The following is a 17,816-nucleotide window of genomic DNA, read 5'->3' as shown; positions in this document are numbered from 1 at the left end:
TCCTAAGCCTGTGGCTCACGGTGAACCGGGTGCCGGCGGCGTGGAGCCCCGGTCACGGTCGCATTCGGTACGCGGGCGATCACCCGCGCTCTGTGAGCCGGGCGAGTACCCGCCGGATCGGCGGGGCAAACCGACGATTTCTCGCGGTTGTCAGGCGTCGCCGGCGGGCTCGACGAGCGCGGGGTGGCGGGGGTCGTCGACGCGTACCACCACGTCGGCGAAGCTCGCCGGGACGACCTCCTCGGCGTACCTGTCGAACGCCGGTAGAACCCACGCCTGGGCGGGTTCGGTACGTCGTCGCAGCGCCGCCGGGGACACCTGCAGGTGGACGGTGACGTCGAACGGCAGCCCGCCACCGAGCAGCAGTGGACCGCTGACCAGGACGACGCCGCCGGGTGGCAGGTCGACGTAGCGGGCCCGGCTGGCCCGGTCGGTGTCGGCGTCCCAGAGCGACGGGAGCACCCGGCCGGTGCCACCCGGGCCGGCGGGGTCGAGGACCTCCCGACGCAGTCCGGCCTCGTCGACCCATGCCTCGTAGAAGGAGTCCGGGTTGGTGCGGCCCAGTTCGAAGCGCAGCGACGCGGGACGGAGGAAGTCGCCGGCCCGGACGTGCAGCACCGGAACGCCCTGGGCGCGCAGCGGGTCGACGAGGGCGGCGGCCAGCTCGTCCGGACCGGCGGCGGAGGGGCCGTCGATCGCCACCCGCAGCCGGGCTGGTCCGGGGTCGCCGGTCGCGGCGCCCCTCGCGGCGTCGACCAGCCGGCCGGTCAGCTCGGCGACGAGCAGGTCGGGCGAGATCGGGCGGATGCGCACCGGACCTATCCTGCCCCGCGTCGGGCAGGTCGGTGCGGCGGGTCAGCCGGTGCGGTCGATGGTCACCCGGGCGTCGTCGGCCAGCCGGTAGCCCACGCCGTAGACGGTGGTGACCAGGGGCACGTCCACACCGACCTTGCCGCGCAGCCGACGCACGTGCACGTCGACGGTACGCACGCCGGCGTGCTCGTAGCCCCAGACGGCGTTGAGCAGTTGCAGTCGGGTGAACACCCGGCGCGGATGGGCGACCAGGTGCAGCAGCAGGTCGAACTCCAGCCGGGTCAGCGGCAGCGGCTCGTCGTCGCGCAGCACCGAGCGCGACGAGGCGAGAATGTGCAGGGCCGGGATGGTCGGGCTGATCGCCCGGGTCGGCGACCGGTTGGCGGGCGTCTGCTCGGGGCGCCGTTCGGCCGGCACGGACCCGATGATCACGCCCTCGCCGCGTTCGAGCATCTCCCGGGCGGCCTCCAGCAGTCGACGTGCCGCCGGGGTCAGCGACTCCTCGCAGGCCAGCGGGATGGACAGCGTCACGGTGAGCACTGGCGTCGCGGTGTTCGCCGGGCGACGCTGACCGCCGGGCGGTCGACCGGGCACCGCGGGTTGCGACGTGTGCCATCCGGCGCGCGACGAGGCAGGGCTGACCGACATGGTCCTCCTTGGGCTGGTCCGGGTATCTCCCCACGGCCCGGGACGCCGCTTCATCGATGCTTCCCGGCACCCGGGCGAGGGTCAAGAGGCGGCTGCGTTGCATGAATGTGACAATTGACGAACACATCGGAGCCGGGTGCTCGCTCTGCGTACGAGCTTGATGATTACAGCAGAGTCGCCGAGATGCCCCGTTACGGGGGTCCCCGCCCGGTTCACCGAGGTCGTCGCAGGCCGCCGGACCAGGGCCCTACCGGGTGTGGTCCACGCTGATCCGGGCTTCGTCGGCCAGGCGGTAGCCGACCCCGTAGACGGTGGTCACCACCTCCGACCCGGCGAGCTTGGCGCGCAGTCGGCGGACGTGCACGTCGACGGTCCGCGCCACCGCGTGCTCGTACCCCCAGACGCTGGACAGCAGTTGCAGGCGGGTGAAGACCCGGCGGGGCCGCTCGGCCAGGAACAGCAGCAGCTCGTACTCGATGCGGGTCAGCGGGATGACCTGGTCGCCCTGGCGGACCATCCGCGAGCCGGCCAGGATGCGGACGCCTGGCGCGTCGGCGGACGGCTCGCCGCCGCCGACGGGGATCGGCGCCGGGCGCGGCGCGGGCGTGCGGTCCTCGACGGTACGCAGCTGCCCCTCCCCCGACTCGGCCAGCTCGCCGAGGAGCTGGACCAGGCGGGCCAGCCGTGGGCTCAGCGGCCCCGGGACGAGGTCGAGGGTGATGGTGAGGGTCGGGGCGGTGCGCGGACGGGTCGGGCGCGTCCCCGGGTGACGGCGCGTGGGGATGGCGACGACGGACATGATGCCTCCTCAAGTGGCGGTACGCCCGCCAGGCCTGGTGCGGCGTGGCGGTCAGCGGCGCGCCCACCCGGTGTTCACGGGCGACGCGAGTGCAGAGGTGTGCAGCGGGGTGGGGCCGAGAGCCGGCAGACCGGCGATCCGCCACGCGGCGAAGCCACCGACCACGTCGGTGGCCCGGTGCAGGCCGACGTCCTGCAGGGCGGCGGCGGCCAGCGACGACGTGTAGCCCTCCTGGCAGAGGATCATCACCGGTACGTCGTAGTCGACGGCCTGGGGCAGTCGGGCCGCGCAGCGGGGGTCGAAGCGCCACTCCAGCACGTTGCGTTCGACAGTGAGCGAGCCGGGCACCAGGCCGTGCGCGGCCCGCTGCGCGGCGGGTCGGATGTCGACCAGCAGCGCGCCGGCCCGGTACGCCAGGTGGGCCTGTTCCGGGTCGAGCCGGTCCAGCCGGGCCCGCGCGGCGGCCAGGATCTCGTCGATGCCGCGGGAGCCCGCGGGCGGCACGGGTGCCGGACAGTGCTCGGCGGTTATCTGCATTGTCGGTTCCTTCCGGTGACAGGGGGTTGGTCGTGACTCGCCGGGCTCACCAGGAGGTGCCGGCCTCGGCGACCTCGGCGATCCGCAGCCGGCCGTCCACGAGGTCGTAGCGGGTCATCCGCAGCAAGGCGGGCCGGTAGACGTGCACGCTGACCGCCGGATCGGGGCCCTGGTTGGTCACCCGGTGCACGTGTCGGGGTCCGAAACGGCGGCCGATGCCGGCCGGCAGCAGCCGCGGGCGTAGCCGACCGGAGCTGACGGTCTCCTCGGTGAGCGCGCCGCTGACGACCCGGAACGCCCCGGAGGAGCCGCCGTGGTCGTGCAGGTCGGTGCCCTGCCCGGGCAGCCAGCTCAGCGCCCACACCTCGTGCTCGGCGCTGACGGCGAGGCGGGCGTACCAGCGTTCGGCGGGGTCGAAGCGCAGCGCGACCGGCCAGCCGGCCGGGTCGGCCCACCGGGCGGCGACGGTGAGCAGGTCGGACTCCGGACGGTGGAGCGTCATGGCGGTTCCTCGCGGGTCGTTCGGCGGGGTGCCCTCGTACTCTAGACGGCAAAGCCTATAGGTTTAGTAGGTAATTCCACAGAATGGGACACCCATCGGGTCCCCTGTCGGTCAGCGCACCACCGGCGGGCCCACCCGGTAGCCGGGCAACGAGGGCCACCGCACCGTCAGCACCACCGACGCGCGCTCGGCGAACCAGGAGTGGTCCACCCCCCGGGCCCACACCACGTAGTCGCCGGGCACCGCCAGTCGTACCGTGCGGTCCGGCAACTCCACCCGGAAACAACCCTCGACGAGGACGAGCAGGGTCGTACGCCGCTCCCCCGTCGCCCACCGTGACCGCGCCTGCCCGGGCGGGTGCACACCCCACTTCACCTCGACGTCGGTGCTGTGCCGGATCTCCCCCGGCGGCACGAAGTGCCCGAGCAGCCAGCCGGCGTCGGTGGCACCGTCGACACCCGCGTTGCCCACGTACACCGTCTCAGCCATCGGACCCTCCCCAGCTCGCCGGCCGAGCAACCTATCAGGGCACGTCGTAGCCTGGACGGGTGACCGAGAACCTCGACGCCGAGACGCTGGCGTTCGCACACCGGATGTTCGACCTGGCCCGCGCCGGCTCCACCGAGGAGCTGGCCGCGCAGCTCGACGCCGGCCTGCCGGTCAACCTCACCAACGACAAGGGCGACACGCTGCTGATCCTGGCCGCGTACCACTCTCACCCGGACACCGTGGCCGCCCTGCTCACCCGCGGCGCCGACCACACCCGGGCCAACGACCGGGGCCAGACGGCGCTGGCCGCGGCGGTCTTCCGCAGCAGCACGGACGCCGTCCGCGCGCTCCTCGCCGCCGGGGCCGACCCCGCCCACGGCAACCCGTCCGCGATGGAGACCGCGCAGTTCTTCGACCTGCCGGAGATGACGGAGCTGCTGCGCGCCGGCTGACACCGAGCCCGACCGGCCGGTATACAGGATCGGTGGAAGATCCTCTGCCCGAGCAGATGCGGGCCGCAGGCACGGCGCTGCTGGCCGCGCTCGACCCCGCCGCCCGCGCCGACGCCGTGCACCCGTTCGACGACGAGTCCGCCCGACGCTGGCTGGAGTACCGGCCCCGACCCCGACCCGGCGTCAGCCTCGCCATGATGGACGTCGCCGGCCGCAAGGCCGCCCACCGGCTGCTGGCCACCGCGCTCAGCGCCTCGGCGTACGCGCAGGCGATGGCGATCATCGCGCTGGAGGAGGTGCTGGACCGCGCCGAGGACTGGCAGCGCGGCCGGCACAGCGCTGACTACTGGGTGGCCGTCTTCGGCGACCCGGCGCGCGACGACCGCTGGGCGTGGCGGTTCGAGGGGCACCACCTGTCGGTGACCATGACGGTGGTCGACGGTCAGGTCTCCCCCGCCCCGATCTTCTTCGGCGCCAACCCGGCGGCGGTCCGCTACGCCGGCCGTCCGGTGTCCCGCCCTCTCGGCGTCGAGGAGGACCTGGCCCTGGCGCTGCTCGACGCGCTGGGCCCCGCCGAACGGGCCGCCGCGATCATCGCCGACGACGCGCCGGCGGACATCATCAGCGCCACCCGGGGACGCGTCGACGCACCGCTGGAGCCGCTCGGCGTGCCGGCGGACCGGATGGGCCCGACCGGCCGGGCGCTGCTCCACCAGGTGGTCGCGCTCTACCTGGACCGGCTGCCGCCCGAGCTGGCCACCCGGGAAGCGGCCCGACTGGAGGCCGGCCCGCTGCACTTCGCCTGGGCCGGCCCCACCCGCGCCGGGCAGCGGCACTACTACCGGGTGCAGGGCGACGACCTGCTGATCGAGTACGACAACACCAGCCCGGACGGCAACCACGCGCACACCGTGCTACGCCGTCCCGCCAGCGACTTCGGTGCCGACGTCCTGGCCGGTCACCACCGAACCCACCACTAAGGCCTGTTTCATAAGGACTGGCCGGCCTGCGGCGGGCCCGGACGACGCCCGGCGGCGTTGCGGTTTCGTCCGGATACAACACCGGTATCCGGACGAAACCGCGCCTTGCCGGATCGCCGCCCGGACTCCGCCTCGGCTCGACCGCCCTTATGAAACAGGCCTTAGCCCGCGTTCGCCCCGCCGCGCCTCGCGTGCCGTGGTGATCGACTCCAGATCGCCGACGTGGGGGCATCCTGCTGGCCCGACACCCCCACCTCGCCGAGATGGAGTCGATCATTCCACCCCGGAAGCGGGCCGGTGGCGGGTCAGTGGCGGGTGGCCTCGATGAGGAAGCGCTCGGCGTGGGCCACGAAGGGGCCTTCGTCGACGATGCGGCGGTGCAGGTCACGCAGCCGGTCGCGGTAGCTGTCGACAGTGAACCCGGGCACCGTCCAGATCACCTTGCGCAGGAACCAGACCACCGCGCCGATGTCGAAGAACGCCGCCCGCAGGGTCGCCCGACGCAGGTCGACCACCCGCAGACCGGCCGCCTCGGCGGCGCCGACCGCGTGGTCGGGGTGCCGCGTGGCCGGCGGCGGCAGCGGACCGAGGATCGCCTCGCTCAACTCCCGCATGGTGCCCGCCCCGATCTGCTGGGACAGGAACGTCCCGCCCGGTCGCAGCACCCGCGCCGTCTGCTCCCAGTCGGTGCGTACCGGATGCCGGCTGACCACCAGGTCGAAGGAGGCGTCGCGGAACGGCAGCGGCCCGTCCGGGTCGACTGCCACCACCGTCGCGCCCACTCTTCGCAGGGTCCGTCGGGCGACCACGACGTTGGGCGGCCAGCCCTCGGTGGCCGTCAGGAGCTTCGGTGGCAGTGGCACCTCGGCGAGCACCTCCCCACCGCCGGTGTCCACGTCCAGCGCGGCGGTGGCACGCGCCATCCGATCGGCGACCATGCGGGCGTACCCCCATGGTGGACGTTCCTCGGTGGCCCGCCCGGCCAGCCAGTCGAAGCCCCATCCGTCCACGGGGGCGGCAGCGGCTTCAGCGATCAGGTCCTCGGCGTCACGCTCGGCGTCCATGGCGGCCAGCCTCGTGGTCGGTCACCCCGCCGGCAACCCATTTGCACCGCAGCGGCCGGCCTGTCGTAACGGTCGACCGGTCACGTCGGAACGGCGCGTCGCGGTGCGCGCGCTGCCCGGGGTCCCGGGCGGCGGCAGTGCTCAGCCGAGGCTGAGCTGGTGTTCCTCGAGGGCTGCCTGGAGGATGTCGAGTGCCTTCGCGCCCATCCCGTGCAGTCTGGCCAGGTCGACTCGGGGGACGTCCGCGAGCTGACGCAGCGTGGTGTAGCCGGCGCCGTGCAGGGCGCGGGTCGCGGGTGCACCGATTGTGGGAAGCGCGTCCAGGGCTGAGGTCATCCGTGATGGTAGACCGACCAACCGCAGCGGCGGCGTCCCGTTCACGCGCGCCGCCGACGGCTGGCCGTGCGACGACCGGGAGCCGGGTCGGGTCAGCGGCTGGGCCAGGGACGACGAATGTCGCCGGTCGAGCCGGCGAGGGCCTCCAGGCCGCCGGCCTCGGCCCGACCGCCGTCGAACTGGCGCATCAACCGGGCGCCCAGGTGCACACCGACCCCGCCGATCGCCAGCGCGACCAGCTCGGTGACCAGGATCGCGGCTGACGCCCCTCGTTGCGGGGACTGCGACCGGACCAGGCAGGTGAGCAGGAACATGCCGGCCATTGCGGCGTTCACCAGGTTGAAGGCGACGGCGGTGCGGCGGGTGCGGTCCCCCGGTGCGTCCCACAGGTCGACCATGCCCGCCACTGCGGTCAGCGCAGCGGCGACGAGGGCGGCGACACCCGTCCAGTAGCCCACCTCGCCCAGGAACGCCGGCCCACCGACGACGTCGGTGAGGTCGAAGACGGTGGCGCTGACGAACAGCCCGAGCGGGAAGGTCACCAGCATCGGTTGGATCGGATGCCCCTGCACCCGCAGTCGGCTCTGCATCGGTCCTCCCCCGGGTCGGCGCAGCTCACCTGACCAGAGTGCTACCCGAGCCCGCTCGCGGCGAAACGATCCCGCCCGACTCGCCGCTGACCGGACGAACGGACACCACCAGCCCTGATCGACTCGCGTTTCAGGGAACCGCGCCATCACCGCGCCTCGGATACCGCACCGTCAGGGAACCCGAGTCGATCGTGGAGGCGCAGCGCGAGCGGGGTGGGTGTCAGGCGTCGCGGGGACGGGAGACCGTGTGGACCAGCCGCTCGGCCACCTCGCGCAGCGGGATGTCCAACGACGTCGCGGCGGTACGCAGTACGTCGAGGGCCTCGGCCGGCGGGCACCCGCGCTGGGTCATGATCACGCCGACGGCCTGGCCCACCACCCCTTCGTGGAGCAGCGCGGCGTCCCGTTCACCGGCGACGGTGAGTTGCCGCTTGCGGTCGCGTACGGCGGCCAGCAGCAGGCCGGCGTGTTCGGCGAGCAGCATCGCGGTCAACTGGTGTTGCGGGGTCAGCAGGTCCGGCGCGGCGGCGTAGAGGTTGATCGCGCCGATCACCTGGTCGTCGATGTCCACCGGCGCGGAGATCACCCCGCGTACGCCGAGGTCGCGGGCGCGCGCCGTCCAGCCCGGCCAGCGGGGCTCCGCGGTCAGGTCGGCGGCGAGGATCATCTCGCGGCGTTGGATGGCGCTCATCGCCGGCGAGTCCGGGCCGTGTCGCAGGTCGTCCAGCCCGGCCAGCCGCTCGTCGGAGGCGGCCACGCCGGCCGGTTCGCCGGCGCGCAGCGCGGTGAAGCCGCACCAGCGCACCCCGGCGACGGCGTCCCGGGTGACCCGGACCAGCGCCAGCAGCGCCTCATCGAAATCGGTCAGGGCGATTAGACCTGCGGTCAGTTCCCGCAACAGCGCGGCGGTCTCCAGGACGCCGAGGGTCTGCACCACCGGCTCCCGCGTATCGATGTTCACCGCTTCGCAGCCTCCGTGCACGTCCGCGCCTGCCCGCCGGGCATCGTCACCTGTGTCATCGTCTGCTCTCTCCCGACTTGACCGACCAGCCCTACTACCCTCGCGAACCCTGGTCGAAACGACGTAAATCGGGGCCTCTCAGCGCGCACGGTCGCGCGGCGAGAGGCCCCGGATGCCTACGTCAGCGGGAGGTGCCGCTGAGTCGCCGCCCGATCGACGCGATCAGCCGGTCCAGCTCGGAGCCGAACGGGTTGTCGTGCACCAGGTACGTCCAGGTGGCGGTGGGCCGGACCAGGGTGCCGTCGTCGGGCTGCCAGTCCTCATCGAATTCGGTCTCGTTGAAGGTGGCGATGGTGCGGGCCTCGATCTCCGGGACCAGGTCGTTGAACGCCGGCACCGCGGCACGGTGGAACTCGTCCAGCGGGTCGAGCCGGCCCAGCGCCCGCAGGTGTACGCCCTCGCGGACCTCGGACAGCTCGGCCAGGTGGTCGGCCCAGAGCCGGTCCAGGTGGTAGAGCGCGATCGACCGGGCGGCCCGGGCGAGCAGGTCCTCGTCCATCTCGCCGGCCTTCTCGGGCTCCTTCTCCAGCAGCATCACCGCGGCCACGTCGCTGGTCAGCAGCCGTTCGCGGCGGGCGGCGAGGGCCTTGCGCTGCTGCTCGATGACCACGCTGTAGCGCCAGGTGTTGCGGTGGATCTCGTGGTTGACGCCCTCGGCGACCCGCTGGGCGTGCTCCACCGCGTAGTCCACCTGCTCGTCGGTCACCAGGCCGTCGGCGTTCATCCGCGGCGACGCCGGCACCGAGTCGGCGGCGTGCCGGACGACCAGGTCGTCCTCCAGGCTGACGAAGAAGACCGAGCCACCCGGGTCGCCCTGCCGGCCGGCCCGACCGCGCAGCTGGTCGTCGACCCGGCGGCTGTCGTGCCGGCCGCTGCCGATCACGTAGAGCCCGCCCAGCTCGGCGACCCGCTCCTGGTCGCTCTGGTCGCTGCCGCCGAGCCGGATGTCGACGCCCCGGCCGGCCATCTGGGTGGAGACCGTCACCGCGCCGAACGCGCCGGCCTCGGCGATGATCGCCGCTTCCTCGTCGTCGTTCTTCGCGTTCAGCACGACGCAGGGCACCCCGGCGGCGTTGAGGCCGGCGGCCAGCCCTTCGGACTCCTTGACGTCGAGGGTGCCGACCAGCACCGGCCGCCCCTTGGCGTGCGCGCGCTGGATCTCGTCGACGAGCGCCTCGTCCTTCTCGGCGCGGGTGGCGTAGATGCGGTCCGGCTCGTCCTCGCGGATGCAGGGGGTGTTCGGCGGGATCACCGCGACCTCGAGGTTGAAGAACTCCCGCAGCTGGTCGCCGACGTGCACCGCGGTGGCGGTCATCCCGCAGACCTTCGGGTAGAGCGCGATGTACGCCTGCATGGCGATGGTGCCCAGCACCTCGCCCTCGGCGGTGGCGTCCAGGCCCTCCTTGGCCTCGACAGCGGCCTGGAGGCCGTCCGGCCAGCGGCGGCGCTGGGCCACCCGGCCGCGCATCTCGTCGACCAGCTCGACGGTGCCGTCGCGGACGATGTAGTCCACGTCACGGTGCAGCAGGGCGTGCGCGTGCAGCGCAACGTTGACCGCGGAGAGCTGCTCGACGTGTTCCTCGTCGTACAGGTCGATGCCGAGCTTGGCCTCGATGGCGGCCAGGCCGGCGGAGGTGAAGGCGACGCTGCGGCCATCCTCCGCGACCGTGTAGTGCTTGCCCTTGCGCAGGCCACGCACCTGTGCGGCGGCGGCGTGCACCGGGTCCTGCTCGCCCGGCACCGCGCCGGCCAGGACCATCGGCACCCGCGCCTCGTCGATCATGATCGAGTCGGCCTCGTCGACAATCGCGGTGGACAGCGCCGGCTGCACCCGGTCCTCCACGTCGGTGACCAGCTGGTCGCGCAGGTAGTCGAACCCGGCCTCGCTGACCGAGACGTAGGTGACGTCGCAGGCGTACGCGTCGCGTCGCTCCTGCGGGGTGGAGGCCTCGTTGACCCAGCCGACGGTGAGGCCGAGCAGGGTGTAGACCGGCTCCATCCACTGGGCGTCGCGGCGGGCCAGGTAGTCGTTGATGGTGAGCACGTGCACCGGGCCGTTGCCGAGTCGGACGTGCCCGTACGCGGCGATCGTGGCGGTGAGTGTCTTGCCCTCACCGGTGGCCATCTCGGCGACCTTGCCGGAGAGCAGCGACATCGCGCCGAGCAGCTGCACGTCGTACGGCCGCTGGTCGAGGCCCCGGCGGGCGGCCTCGCGGCCGACGGCGCAGATCTCCTCGTAGCCGGTGGCGGCGCCGGCGGCCTCGGTCAGCTCGGCGTCGTCGAGCGCGGCGAGCTCGTCCGCGCGCGCCTCGATAGCCGGCAGCAGTTTCTCCAGCGGAGCAAGATCCACGGTCGAACCGGGGCGCTGGAGGAACCGCCGGAACTTGCTCTTGAACCGTTGCGACACACCCATGAGCGGCAACGGTACGCGATTCGGGCCGGCATGCGGGGCCCGGCCGCCGACAAGTTGGCGGATCGGACGGGCTCAGCCGACCAGTAGCTGGTGGGCGGCCAGCTCACGGTAGAGCGGGTCGGTCGCGGTCAGCTCGGCGTGGGTGCCGACGGCGACCACCCGACCGCTGTCGAGGACCACGATCTGGTCGGCGTCGACCACGGTGGCGAGCCGGTGCGCCACGATCAACAGCGTCCGGCGGACGGCCACCGCGTCGATGGCCCGGCGCAGCGCGGCCTCGTTGCGCGAGTCGAGGTTGCTGGTGGGCTCGTCGAGCAGCAGCACCGGCGGGCCGGCGAGCAGGGCACGGGCGATGGCCAGCCGCTGCCGCTCACCCCCGGAGAGCAGCACCCCGCCCTCCCCCACCTGGACGTCCAGCCCTTCGGAGGTGCGGTGCGCCAGGTGCGCGAGGTTGACCTCGTCGAGGACCTCGCGAAGCCGGTCGTCGGTGGCGTCCGGCGTGGTGATCAGCAGGTTCTCCCGGAGTGTGCCGGCCAGCACGGGGGCCTCCTGCTCGACGTAGCCCAGCCGGGCCCGCAGCGCGTCGCGGGGCAGATCCCGAACGTCGGCGCCGTCGAGTCGGACCGCGCCGGCGCTCACCTCGTAGAAGCGTTCGACCAGCGCGAGCAGTGTCGACTTGCCAGCACCGGAGGGGCCGACCAGCGCGGTACGGGTGCCGGTGGGCACCGTGAAGCTGACCTCGTGCAGCACCGGCTCGCCGCCCGGGTAGCCGAACCCCACCCGGTCGAACTCGATCATCGGCGCGGGCCGCCGCGGGCTGGTCGTCTCGACGGCGGGCGCCGGCCGGTCCGCCGCGCCCTCCGCGGGCACGGCGAGGATCTCCTCGATCCGCTGGAGGGCGCCCAGGCCGGACTGCAACTGGGTGTACGCCCGCAGCACCTGACCCAGCGGCAGCGCCAGCAGGAACAGGTACATGACGAAGGCGACCAGGTCGCCGACCGAGATCGCCCCGGCGGCGACCCGCGCCCCGCCGATGCCGAGCACCAGCAGGAACGCCCCCTGCACGGTGATCGAGCCGATCGGGCCGACCACCGACTGCACCCGTGCCACCCGCAGCCCGGCCGTGTACGCCTCCCGGGCGCTGCCGGTGACGGTCTGCGTCTCCCGGGCCTCGGCGCGGCTGGCCCGGATGGTCCGGGCCGCCGAGATGGCCCGCTCCACGGCCGAGGTCATCTCCCCGATCCGCTCCTGGGCGCGAAGGACCGGCCGGTCGGCCTGGCCGCGCTGCTGCCGTACCTGCGTGAGCACCGCGGCACCCTGGTCGTGGTGGGTGTGTTGTCGCTGCTCGGCGCGGCGGCGTCGCTGGCGCAGCCGCTGCTCACCCGGTCGGTGCTCGACCGGATCGGCGACGCCCACCCGGTCTCCGCGCTGGTGACGCTCCTCGTGGTCCTCGTGGTGCTCGGCGCGGCCATCGGCGGGCTGCGCGACTACCTGCTGCAACGCACCGCCGAAGGGTTGGTGCTGGGCACCCGCCGCCGGCTCGCCGCTCACCTGCTGCGGCTACCCATCGCCGAGTACGACAGCCGACGCACCGGCGACCTGCTGTCGAGGGTCGGCTCGGACACCACACTCCTGCGCGCGGTCGTCACCTCCGGGCTGTTCGAGACGGTCACCGGGGCGGTGACGGTGGTCGGCGCCGGCACGGCCATGGTGCTGCTCGACCCGCTGCTCTTCGGCATCACACTGCTCGGCGTGGCACTCGGGCTCGGCTTCGCGCTGACCTTCGTCCGCCGCGTGCGGGCGTTGGCCCGGGCCGGTGCCGACCGGCCGGTCCTTCGCGGTGCCGACCGGCCGGTCCTTCGCGGTGCTCATGCCGGGAACGGTAGTCCGCCGCGTCATCCACCCGGGCGGGGTCCGGGCCGACAAGGGTCGCCCGGGCGGTCCGGCACCCGCCCGGGGTGCGCTCAGGCGGACAGCACCACCTGGAGTTCCTGACGTCGACGGTCGGCCAGGTCGGTGAGCAGTGTGGGTGCCTCGTCGAACGGCACCACCGCCGAGACGAGGTGCTTGCGGACCGTGTCCCCGTACGCGCGGAGCAGGTCGACGGTCTCGGCGGAGAGCCGTTCGCGGTCCCAGGTGGGGGCGAGCCCGCGGGGCACCCGACCGATCTGCGCGCAGCGCAGCGAGAGGCCGTTGTGGTGGAACTCCTCGCCGAGCCGGACGGCGTCCGCGCCGTCCTGGTAGAAGGCCAGGTCGATCACGGTGCCCTGGGGGCGCAGCAGCCGCAGGGCGAGCTGCAACGCCCAGGCCTGCCCCCGGCACTGGAACACCACGTCGGCGCCCCGGTCGCCGGCGGTGTGCGCCCAGCGGGTCTTGAGCACGACCGCCGGGTCGTCCGCCTCCGGGTCGAGGGTTTCCAGGCCGAGCGCCTCGGCGGCGTGGCGGCGGTGCGGGGTGGGGTCGAGCACCACCACCGAGGCGGCGCCGTGACGCTTGGCGAACAGCGCCGTCAGCAGCGCCACCACACCGGCGCCGACCACGGCGACGCGCCGGCCGCGTACCCCGTCACCGAGCGTGCGGACGTCGGCGCCGTGCAGGTCGGCGGCCGCGTGCAGGAGGCCGTTGGCGCAGATCGGGCCCATGTGCGCGACGTAGACGCCGAGCAGCGGGTCCAGGTCCTCGGGCAGCGGCACGAACCGTTCGGCGACCGGGTCGGCCAGCCAGCCGGTCCGGTGCCCGTAGGTCATGGCGCCGACAGTGCCCACCGCGACGGCGGGCGTCTCGCTCTCCACCACGCGGCCGACCTGCATGTAGCCCAGCCGGGTCACCGGGTACGGGGTGCTCGCCGCGCCCGGCTGGAACAGGCCCAGGTCGGCGTTCCAGGTGACGTTCAGGTAGGGGTTCGTGCCCTTGACGTAGCTCAACTCGGTGCCGGCGGAGACGCCACTGAAGAGCGTCTCGACCCGGAACGTGCCGGGGCGCAGCGGGGCGGCGTCCTGCTCGACCAGCTCGACCTGGCCGGGACCGGTGACCACCACGACCCGGTCACGCATCGACTGTCACCCCCGTACGCAGCGCCGCCGGGGCGGTCGGGGTGGCGAGTCGTACGGTCGTGCCGGTGCGGGCCGAGTCGGCCACCGCTAGGGCCAGCCGCTGGGTCGCGAGGGCCTCGGCGTACGGGACGCGCACGTCGTCGCCGACGCCCCGGACGGCGTCGACGAAGGCGCGGTCCACCGCCACCCGGGCGGCCTCCGGGTCGGCGGGCACGTGTCGTTCGCCGTCGGCGTCGCGGATCGACAGGCCGTCCTCGGTGAGGGCGAGGGCCAGCCCGTCGGCGAGGATCTCCAGGCCGGCGCGGTGCTTCCAGCCGAGCACGCAGGCCGCGCTGAGGGTGCCGACCGCCCCGTCGGCGAAGCGCAGCACGGCGGTCGTCACCGAGTCGATGTCGGCGCCGTCGACCGCCGGCGGGGTGCCGTTGCCGTACGCGGTGACCTCGGTCACCTCGCCGGCCAGCACCCGGACCAGGTCCAGCACGTGGGCGGCCTGCTCGACCACCGGGCCGCCGGAACGGTCCCGCCGCGACCACCAGGCCACCGGGGGCACCTTGTCCAGCCAGGCGCCGCTGACCATCCGGACGGGACGGTCGGCGAGCAGTTCGCGGGCCTGGTCGAGCACGGTCAGGTACCGCCAGTGGTGGCCGACGGCCGTGCGCAACCCCCGGCGCGCGACCAGGTCGGCGATCCGTTCGGCGGTGCCCAGGTCGACCGCGACCGGCTTTTCCACGAACATCGGCACCCCGGCCTCGACCAGCGCTTCCTCGGCGGGGCCGTGCGCGAACGGGGGCACACAGACGTACACCGCGTCGGGGCTGGTGGCCAGCAGCTCGGCGATGTCGGCGCAGACCCGCGCACCGTGCGGCGTGGCCAGCGCGGACGCCGCCTCCGGCGCGACGTCGGTGACCCCGACCAGTTCGACGTCGTCGAAGCCGGACAGCACGCGCGCGTGACGTTGTGCCACTCCGCCGGCTCCGACCAGACCAACTCGGCACTGACGCATTCGTCACCCCTTCGAAGACATTTCATGTGCGGTGGGAGCAGTCCCCCGGGGTGTGCGCAATCAAACGTTCATCCCCCGGGAACGCACTGGCGTCACCTCTGTGATCAAGCTGTTGCCAAGAAAGCGGTTAACGCGTGGCAGGGAATGGGAACAACCAAATTCGGTTTTTCCACGCACGAATGGAGGGGTGCCCGTGCGGGATGCGACATCGAGCGTTTCACCGGTGGTGGAGGCGTGGGCCACGTATCGGACGACGACGACGGGCGACTGGCCGACGCGTCGGCTGATGCGGGCCAAGGGCGAGACCCGGGTCAGCGTGGTACTGCCGGCGCGCAACGAGGAGGCCACCGTCGGCGCGATCGTGTCGACCATCCGAGAGCACCTGATGGATCGGGTCGCCCTGGTCGACGAGCTGATCGTGGTGGATTCGCGCTCGACCGACCGCACGGCGCAGGTGGCTCGGGCCGCCGGCGCGGAGGTTGTCAGCCAGGACGCGATGACCCGGGGGCTGCCCCGGCTCACCGGCAAGGGCGACGCCCTGTGGGCCGGACTGGCCGCCGCCGAGGGGGACGTGGTGGCGTTCATCGACGCCGACCTGCGGGAGTTCCGGCCGCACTTCGTGACCGGGCTGCTCGGCCCGCTGCTCACCGACTCCTCGGTCGACTTCGTGAAAGGGTTCTACCACCGGCCGTTGGTCGGTGCCGCCAGCGTCGAGCAGGACGGCGGAGGCCGGGTGACCGAGCTGATGGCCCGGCCGCTGCTCAACCTGTTCTGGCCCGAGTTGGCCGGTTTCGTGCAGCCCCTCGCGGGTGAGTACGCGGGCCGCCGGGACGTGTTGGCCCGGGTGCCGTTCGTGTCCGGGTACGGCGTGGAGACGGCCATGATGATCGATCTGCTCGACCTGGTCGGCCTGGACGCGATGGCGCAGGTCGACCTCGGCGAGCGCAAGCACCGGCACCAGGACACGGCGGCGTTGGGACGGATGTCGGCGCAGATCATGTTGACGGCCTGGTCCCGGTTGCAGCGGCGCGGCTGGGCGACCCCCGGGTTGACGCCGGAGTCGTTGCTGACCCAGTTCCGTCGCGGCGGCTCGGACACCCTGCCCAACCTGGACCGCGAGATCGTGGTCACCGACGTGTCCATCGAGGAACGCCCGCCGCTGGCCGAGCTGCGCCACCGGGTGCCACGCCGACGGGTCGCCGCCGCGTGAGCGCGAGGAGTGAGCCGGTCCTGCGAGCCCCGCAGTCACGAACCAACTGCTCCGTGAGCGCGAGGAGTGAGCCGGTCCTGCGAGCCCCGCAGTCACGAACCAACTGCTCCGTAGACGCGAGAGAGGGACGAGCCGGATGAGCCTGACCGTGCTGATGAACGCCGGGCCGTGGCTGTCCGTGCCACCGCCCGGCTACGGCGGGATCGAGAACGTGATCGCCACGCTCGTGCCGGAGCTGCGCCGACTCGGCGTACGGGTGGTGCTCGCCTCGGTGGGCAGCAGCACCCTTCCGGTCGACGAGCGGGTGTCGGTGTTCGCCGACGGGCAGTTCGCGTCGTTGCAGCGGCCGTACAACCAGGTTTGTGGTGTCGCCCAGGCGCACCTGGCCGGCGTGGTCCGTGAGCTGCACTCCCGTGACGACATCGATCTGGTGCACGACCACGTGGAGGCGGTCGGTCTGGCCACGCTCGCCGCGATGGGACCGGCTGGCCCGCCGACCCTGCACACCCTGCACTGGGACCTGGCCAAGCACCCGGCGCTCTACGGCAGCCTGGACGGCGGCGACCGGGTCCGGGTCAACGGGGTGTCCGCGTCGCAGCTGGCCCGGGCGCCGCTGGCGCTGCGGGAACACTCGGTGGGGCACGTGCACCTGTCCACCCCGCTCGCCGTCGACGCCGACCGTCGACCCCGACCGGAGAAGGGTGAGCACCTGCTCATCCTGGGCCGGATCAACCCGGGCAAGGGCCAGGACGTGGGTGTCCGACTGGCCCACCGGGTCGGGTTTCCGCTGGTGCTGGCCGGCCCGGTGGGTCCGTACCACCGACCGGCCGACCTGGCCGCGGCCGGCGACGAGGCCCGGCAGAACCCGGACGTGCGGTTCTTCCTCGACGAGGTGGCCCCGCACGTCGACGGTGACCTGGTCCGCTGGGTGGGCACGGTGGCCGGCCAGGAGCGGGACGACCTGCTCGCGAGCGCCCGCGCGTCGCTGTTCCCGCTGCGGTGGGAGGAGCCCGGCGGCACGGCGGTGGTCGAGTCGCTCGCCCTGGGTACGCCGGTGGTGGCGACCTCCCGGGGCTGCCTTCCGGAGTTGATCGAGCACGGCCGCACCGGGCTGCTCACCGCCGAGGAGGAGGAGTTGGGCGATCTCGTGCTCGCCGGCGACCTGCTCGACCCGGACGAGTGCCGGCGGGTGGCCGCGCAGCGGTTCACCCCGGCGGTGATGGCCCAACGCTACGTGGAGCTGTACGAGCGGGTCCGCGACCTGTCGCGCGCGCCGAGGCTGCTGCCGGCCTGATCGCGGCGGCGTTTGCCGGCGGCGGCAACGGGTAGCCGGCAGCGCTCGTACCCGCCGTCGCAGCGAGGAGCCGGGGAATGGTCGGACCGATGGCCCACTCCCGGGCCCGACCCAACCCGGCCGACGGCAAGGCGCCGGTCCGGCGTGCCGCGTCGACGGTGGGGGTGCTGTTCCTGCTGATCGGCGTGCTCGGCTTCGTACCCGGGATCACCAGTGGGATGCACGACCTGCGCTTCGCCGGCCACGGCTCGGGCGCGTACCTGTTCGGGGTCTTCCAGGTGTCGGTGCTGCACAATCTGGTGCACCTGGCGTTCGGAGTGGCGGGCCTGGTGCTGGCGCGGACGGTCGCCGGGGCCCGGACGTTCCTGATCGGCGGCGGTGCCGTCTATCTGGTGCTCTGGCTCTACGGTCTGGCGGTGGACCATGACACCGGGGCGAACGTGCTGCCGGTGAACGACGCCGACAGTTGGCTGCACCTGGGCCTTGGCGTCGGCATGATCGCGTTGGGCGTCCTGACCGGCAGGCCCCGGCCGTGACCTGCGTCATCGCGGCCGGTCGGCCGCCCCACTCCGCCGGTGGTCCGGTTTGACGGCGGGCGGCCACGGGTAGTGG

General features: G+C 73.2%; 20 protein-coding genes. 6 read left to right on the top strand and 14 right to left on the bottom strand.

Annotated features, from left to right (window positions below; genetic code table 11):
- Positions 1–150: 150 nt before the first annotated feature.
- The 6 genes from O7631_RS21435 to O7631_RS21410 all read right to left on the bottom strand — a co-directional run bounded on the left by O7631_RS21435 (position 151) and on the right by O7631_RS21410 (position 3,788).
- Complete coding sequence (locus O7631_RS21435) at positions 151–813, bottom strand: uridine kinase (protein WP_278145874.1); 663 nt, start codon at positions 811–813, stop codon at positions 151–153.
- Between the two features lie 42 nt (positions 814–855).
- Positions 856–1,461, bottom strand: a complete 606-nt coding sequence (locus tag O7631_RS21430) for a winged helix-turn-helix domain-containing protein (protein ID WP_269678706.1) — start codon at positions 1,459–1,461, stop codon at positions 856–858.
- A 247-nt stretch (positions 1,462–1,708) separates the two neighbouring features.
- Positions 1,709–2,260 (bottom strand): winged helix-turn-helix domain-containing protein, encoded by a 552-nt coding sequence (locus tag O7631_RS21425; RefSeq protein WP_278145873.1) that lies wholly within the window; start codon positions 2,258–2,260, stop codon positions 1,709–1,711.
- A 51-nt stretch (positions 2,261–2,311) separates the two neighbouring features.
- Positions 2,312–2,797, bottom strand: coding sequence for a rhodanese-like domain-containing protein (locus O7631_RS21420; RefSeq protein WP_278145872.1), 486 nt, complete (start codon positions 2,795–2,797; stop codon positions 2,312–2,314).
- 46 nt (positions 2,798–2,843) lie between these two features.
- On the bottom strand, positions 2,844–3,299 hold the full coding sequence (locus O7631_RS21415) for a cysteine dioxygenase family protein (RefSeq protein ID WP_278145871.1): 456 nt from the start codon (positions 3,297–3,299) through the stop codon (positions 2,844–2,846).
- 111 nt (positions 3,300–3,410) lie between these two features.
- A complete protein-coding gene (locus tag O7631_RS21410) occupies positions 3,411–3,788 on the bottom strand; it encodes a signal peptidase I (RefSeq protein ID WP_278145870.1) in 378 nt (125 codons plus the stop codon).
- Positions 3,789–3,847: 59 nt separating this feature from the next.
- On the opposite strand from O7631_RS21410, the gene O7631_RS21405 reads away from it, so the two are divergent.
- Both O7631_RS21405 and O7631_RS21400 read left to right on the top strand, forming a co-directional pair.
- Positions 3,848–4,240, top strand: coding sequence for an ankyrin repeat domain-containing protein (locus tag O7631_RS21405; RefSeq protein WP_278145869.1), 393 nt, complete (start codon positions 3,848–3,850; stop codon positions 4,238–4,240).
- Positions 4,241–4,272: 32 nt separating this feature from the next.
- Entirely contained in the window at positions 4,273–5,220 is a 948-nt protein-coding gene (locus tag O7631_RS21400; RefSeq protein WP_278145868.1) for a DUF3500 domain-containing protein, read from the top strand.
- A gap of 305 nt (positions 5,221–5,525) precedes the next feature.
- Here O7631_RS21400 and O7631_RS21395 read toward each other — a convergent pair whose 3' ends face one another.
- The 6 genes from O7631_RS21395 to O7631_RS21370 all read right to left on the bottom strand — a co-directional run bounded on the left by O7631_RS21395 (position 5,526) and on the right by O7631_RS21370 (position 11,952).
- Complete coding sequence (locus tag O7631_RS21395; protein ID WP_278145867.1) at positions 5,526–6,284, bottom strand: methyltransferase domain-containing protein; 759 nt, start codon at positions 6,282–6,284, stop codon at positions 5,526–5,528.
- A gap of 141 nt (positions 6,285–6,425) precedes the next feature.
- Positions 6,426–6,620: a DNA-binding protein gene (locus tag O7631_RS21390; protein WP_278145866.1), complete on the bottom strand. Its 195-nt coding sequence runs from the start codon at positions 6,618–6,620 to the stop codon at positions 6,426–6,428.
- 92 nt (positions 6,621–6,712) lie between these two features.
- A complete protein-coding gene (locus O7631_RS21385; protein WP_278145865.1) occupies positions 6,713–7,210 on the bottom strand; it encodes a DUF2231 domain-containing protein in 498 nt (165 codons plus the stop codon).
- A 220-nt stretch (positions 7,211–7,430) separates the two neighbouring features.
- A complete protein-coding gene (locus O7631_RS21380; protein WP_278145864.1) occupies positions 7,431–8,171 on the bottom strand; it encodes a GAF and ANTAR domain-containing protein in 741 nt (246 codons plus the stop codon).
- A gap of 181 nt (positions 8,172–8,352) precedes the next feature.
- Positions 8,353–10,644, bottom strand: a complete 2,292-nt coding sequence (gene secA2, locus O7631_RS21375; RefSeq protein ID WP_278145863.1) for an accessory Sec system translocase SecA2 — start codon at positions 10,642–10,644, stop codon at positions 8,353–8,355.
- A gap of 72 nt (positions 10,645–10,716) precedes the next feature.
- A complete protein-coding gene (locus tag O7631_RS21370; protein ID WP_278145862.1) occupies positions 10,717–11,952 on the bottom strand; it encodes an ABC transporter ATP-binding protein in 1,236 nt (411 codons plus the stop codon).
- A gap of 18 nt (positions 11,953–11,970) precedes the next feature.
- Here O7631_RS21370 and O7631_RS21365 point away from each other — a divergent pair, with 18 nt between their 5' ends.
- Positions 11,971–12,639 carry an ABC transporter transmembrane domain-containing protein gene (locus O7631_RS21365; RefSeq protein WP_278145861.1) on the top strand — a complete coding sequence of 223 codons (669 nt, stop codon included), beginning with the start codon at positions 11,971–11,973 and terminating at the stop codon, positions 12,637–12,639.
- Here O7631_RS21365 and O7631_RS21360 read toward each other — a convergent pair.
- Both O7631_RS21360 and O7631_RS21355 read right to left on the bottom strand, forming a co-directional pair.
- A complete protein-coding gene (locus tag O7631_RS21360) occupies positions 12,609–13,697 on the bottom strand; it encodes a zinc-binding dehydrogenase (RefSeq protein ID WP_278145860.1) in 1,089 nt (362 codons plus the stop codon). The two genes, O7631_RS21365 and O7631_RS21360, sit on opposite strands and share 31 nt — an antisense overlap.
- On the bottom strand, positions 13,690–14,700 hold the full coding sequence (locus tag O7631_RS21355) for a Gfo/Idh/MocA family oxidoreductase (RefSeq protein WP_278145859.1): 1,011 nt from the start codon (positions 14,698–14,700) through the stop codon (positions 13,690–13,692). Before O7631_RS21355 ends, O7631_RS21360 begins: the two co-directional genes overlap by 8 nt.
- A gap of 226 nt (positions 14,701–14,926) precedes the next feature.
- Between O7631_RS21355 and O7631_RS21350 the strand changes: the two genes are divergently transcribed.
- The 3 genes from O7631_RS21350 (at position 14,927) to O7631_RS21340 (ending at position 17,740) form a co-directional block, all read left to right on the top strand.
- Positions 14,927–15,910 (top strand): glucosyl-3-phosphoglycerate synthase, encoded by a 984-nt coding sequence (locus O7631_RS21350; protein WP_278147986.1) that lies wholly within the window; start codon positions 14,927–14,929, stop codon positions 15,908–15,910.
- A gap of 136 nt (positions 15,911–16,046) precedes the next feature.
- Positions 16,047–17,204: a glycosyltransferase gene (locus tag O7631_RS21345; RefSeq protein WP_278145858.1), complete on the top strand. Its 1,158-nt coding sequence runs from the start codon at positions 16,047–16,049 to the stop codon at positions 17,202–17,204.
- A 77-nt stretch (positions 17,205–17,281) separates the two neighbouring features.
- On the top strand, positions 17,282–17,740 hold the full coding sequence (locus tag O7631_RS21340; RefSeq protein WP_145782281.1) for a DUF4383 domain-containing protein: 459 nt from the start codon (positions 17,282–17,284) through the stop codon (positions 17,738–17,740).
- The last annotated feature ends 76 nt before the right edge of the window (positions 17,741–17,816 follow it).

This window comes from Micromonospora sp. WMMD967, assembly GCF_029626165.1.
In the GTDB taxonomy this organism is placed as follows: Bacteria; Actinomycetota; Actinomycetes; order Mycobacteriales; family Micromonosporaceae; genus Micromonospora; species Micromonospora taraxaci.
This window is presented reverse-complemented; position numbering and strand designations above follow the sequence as displayed.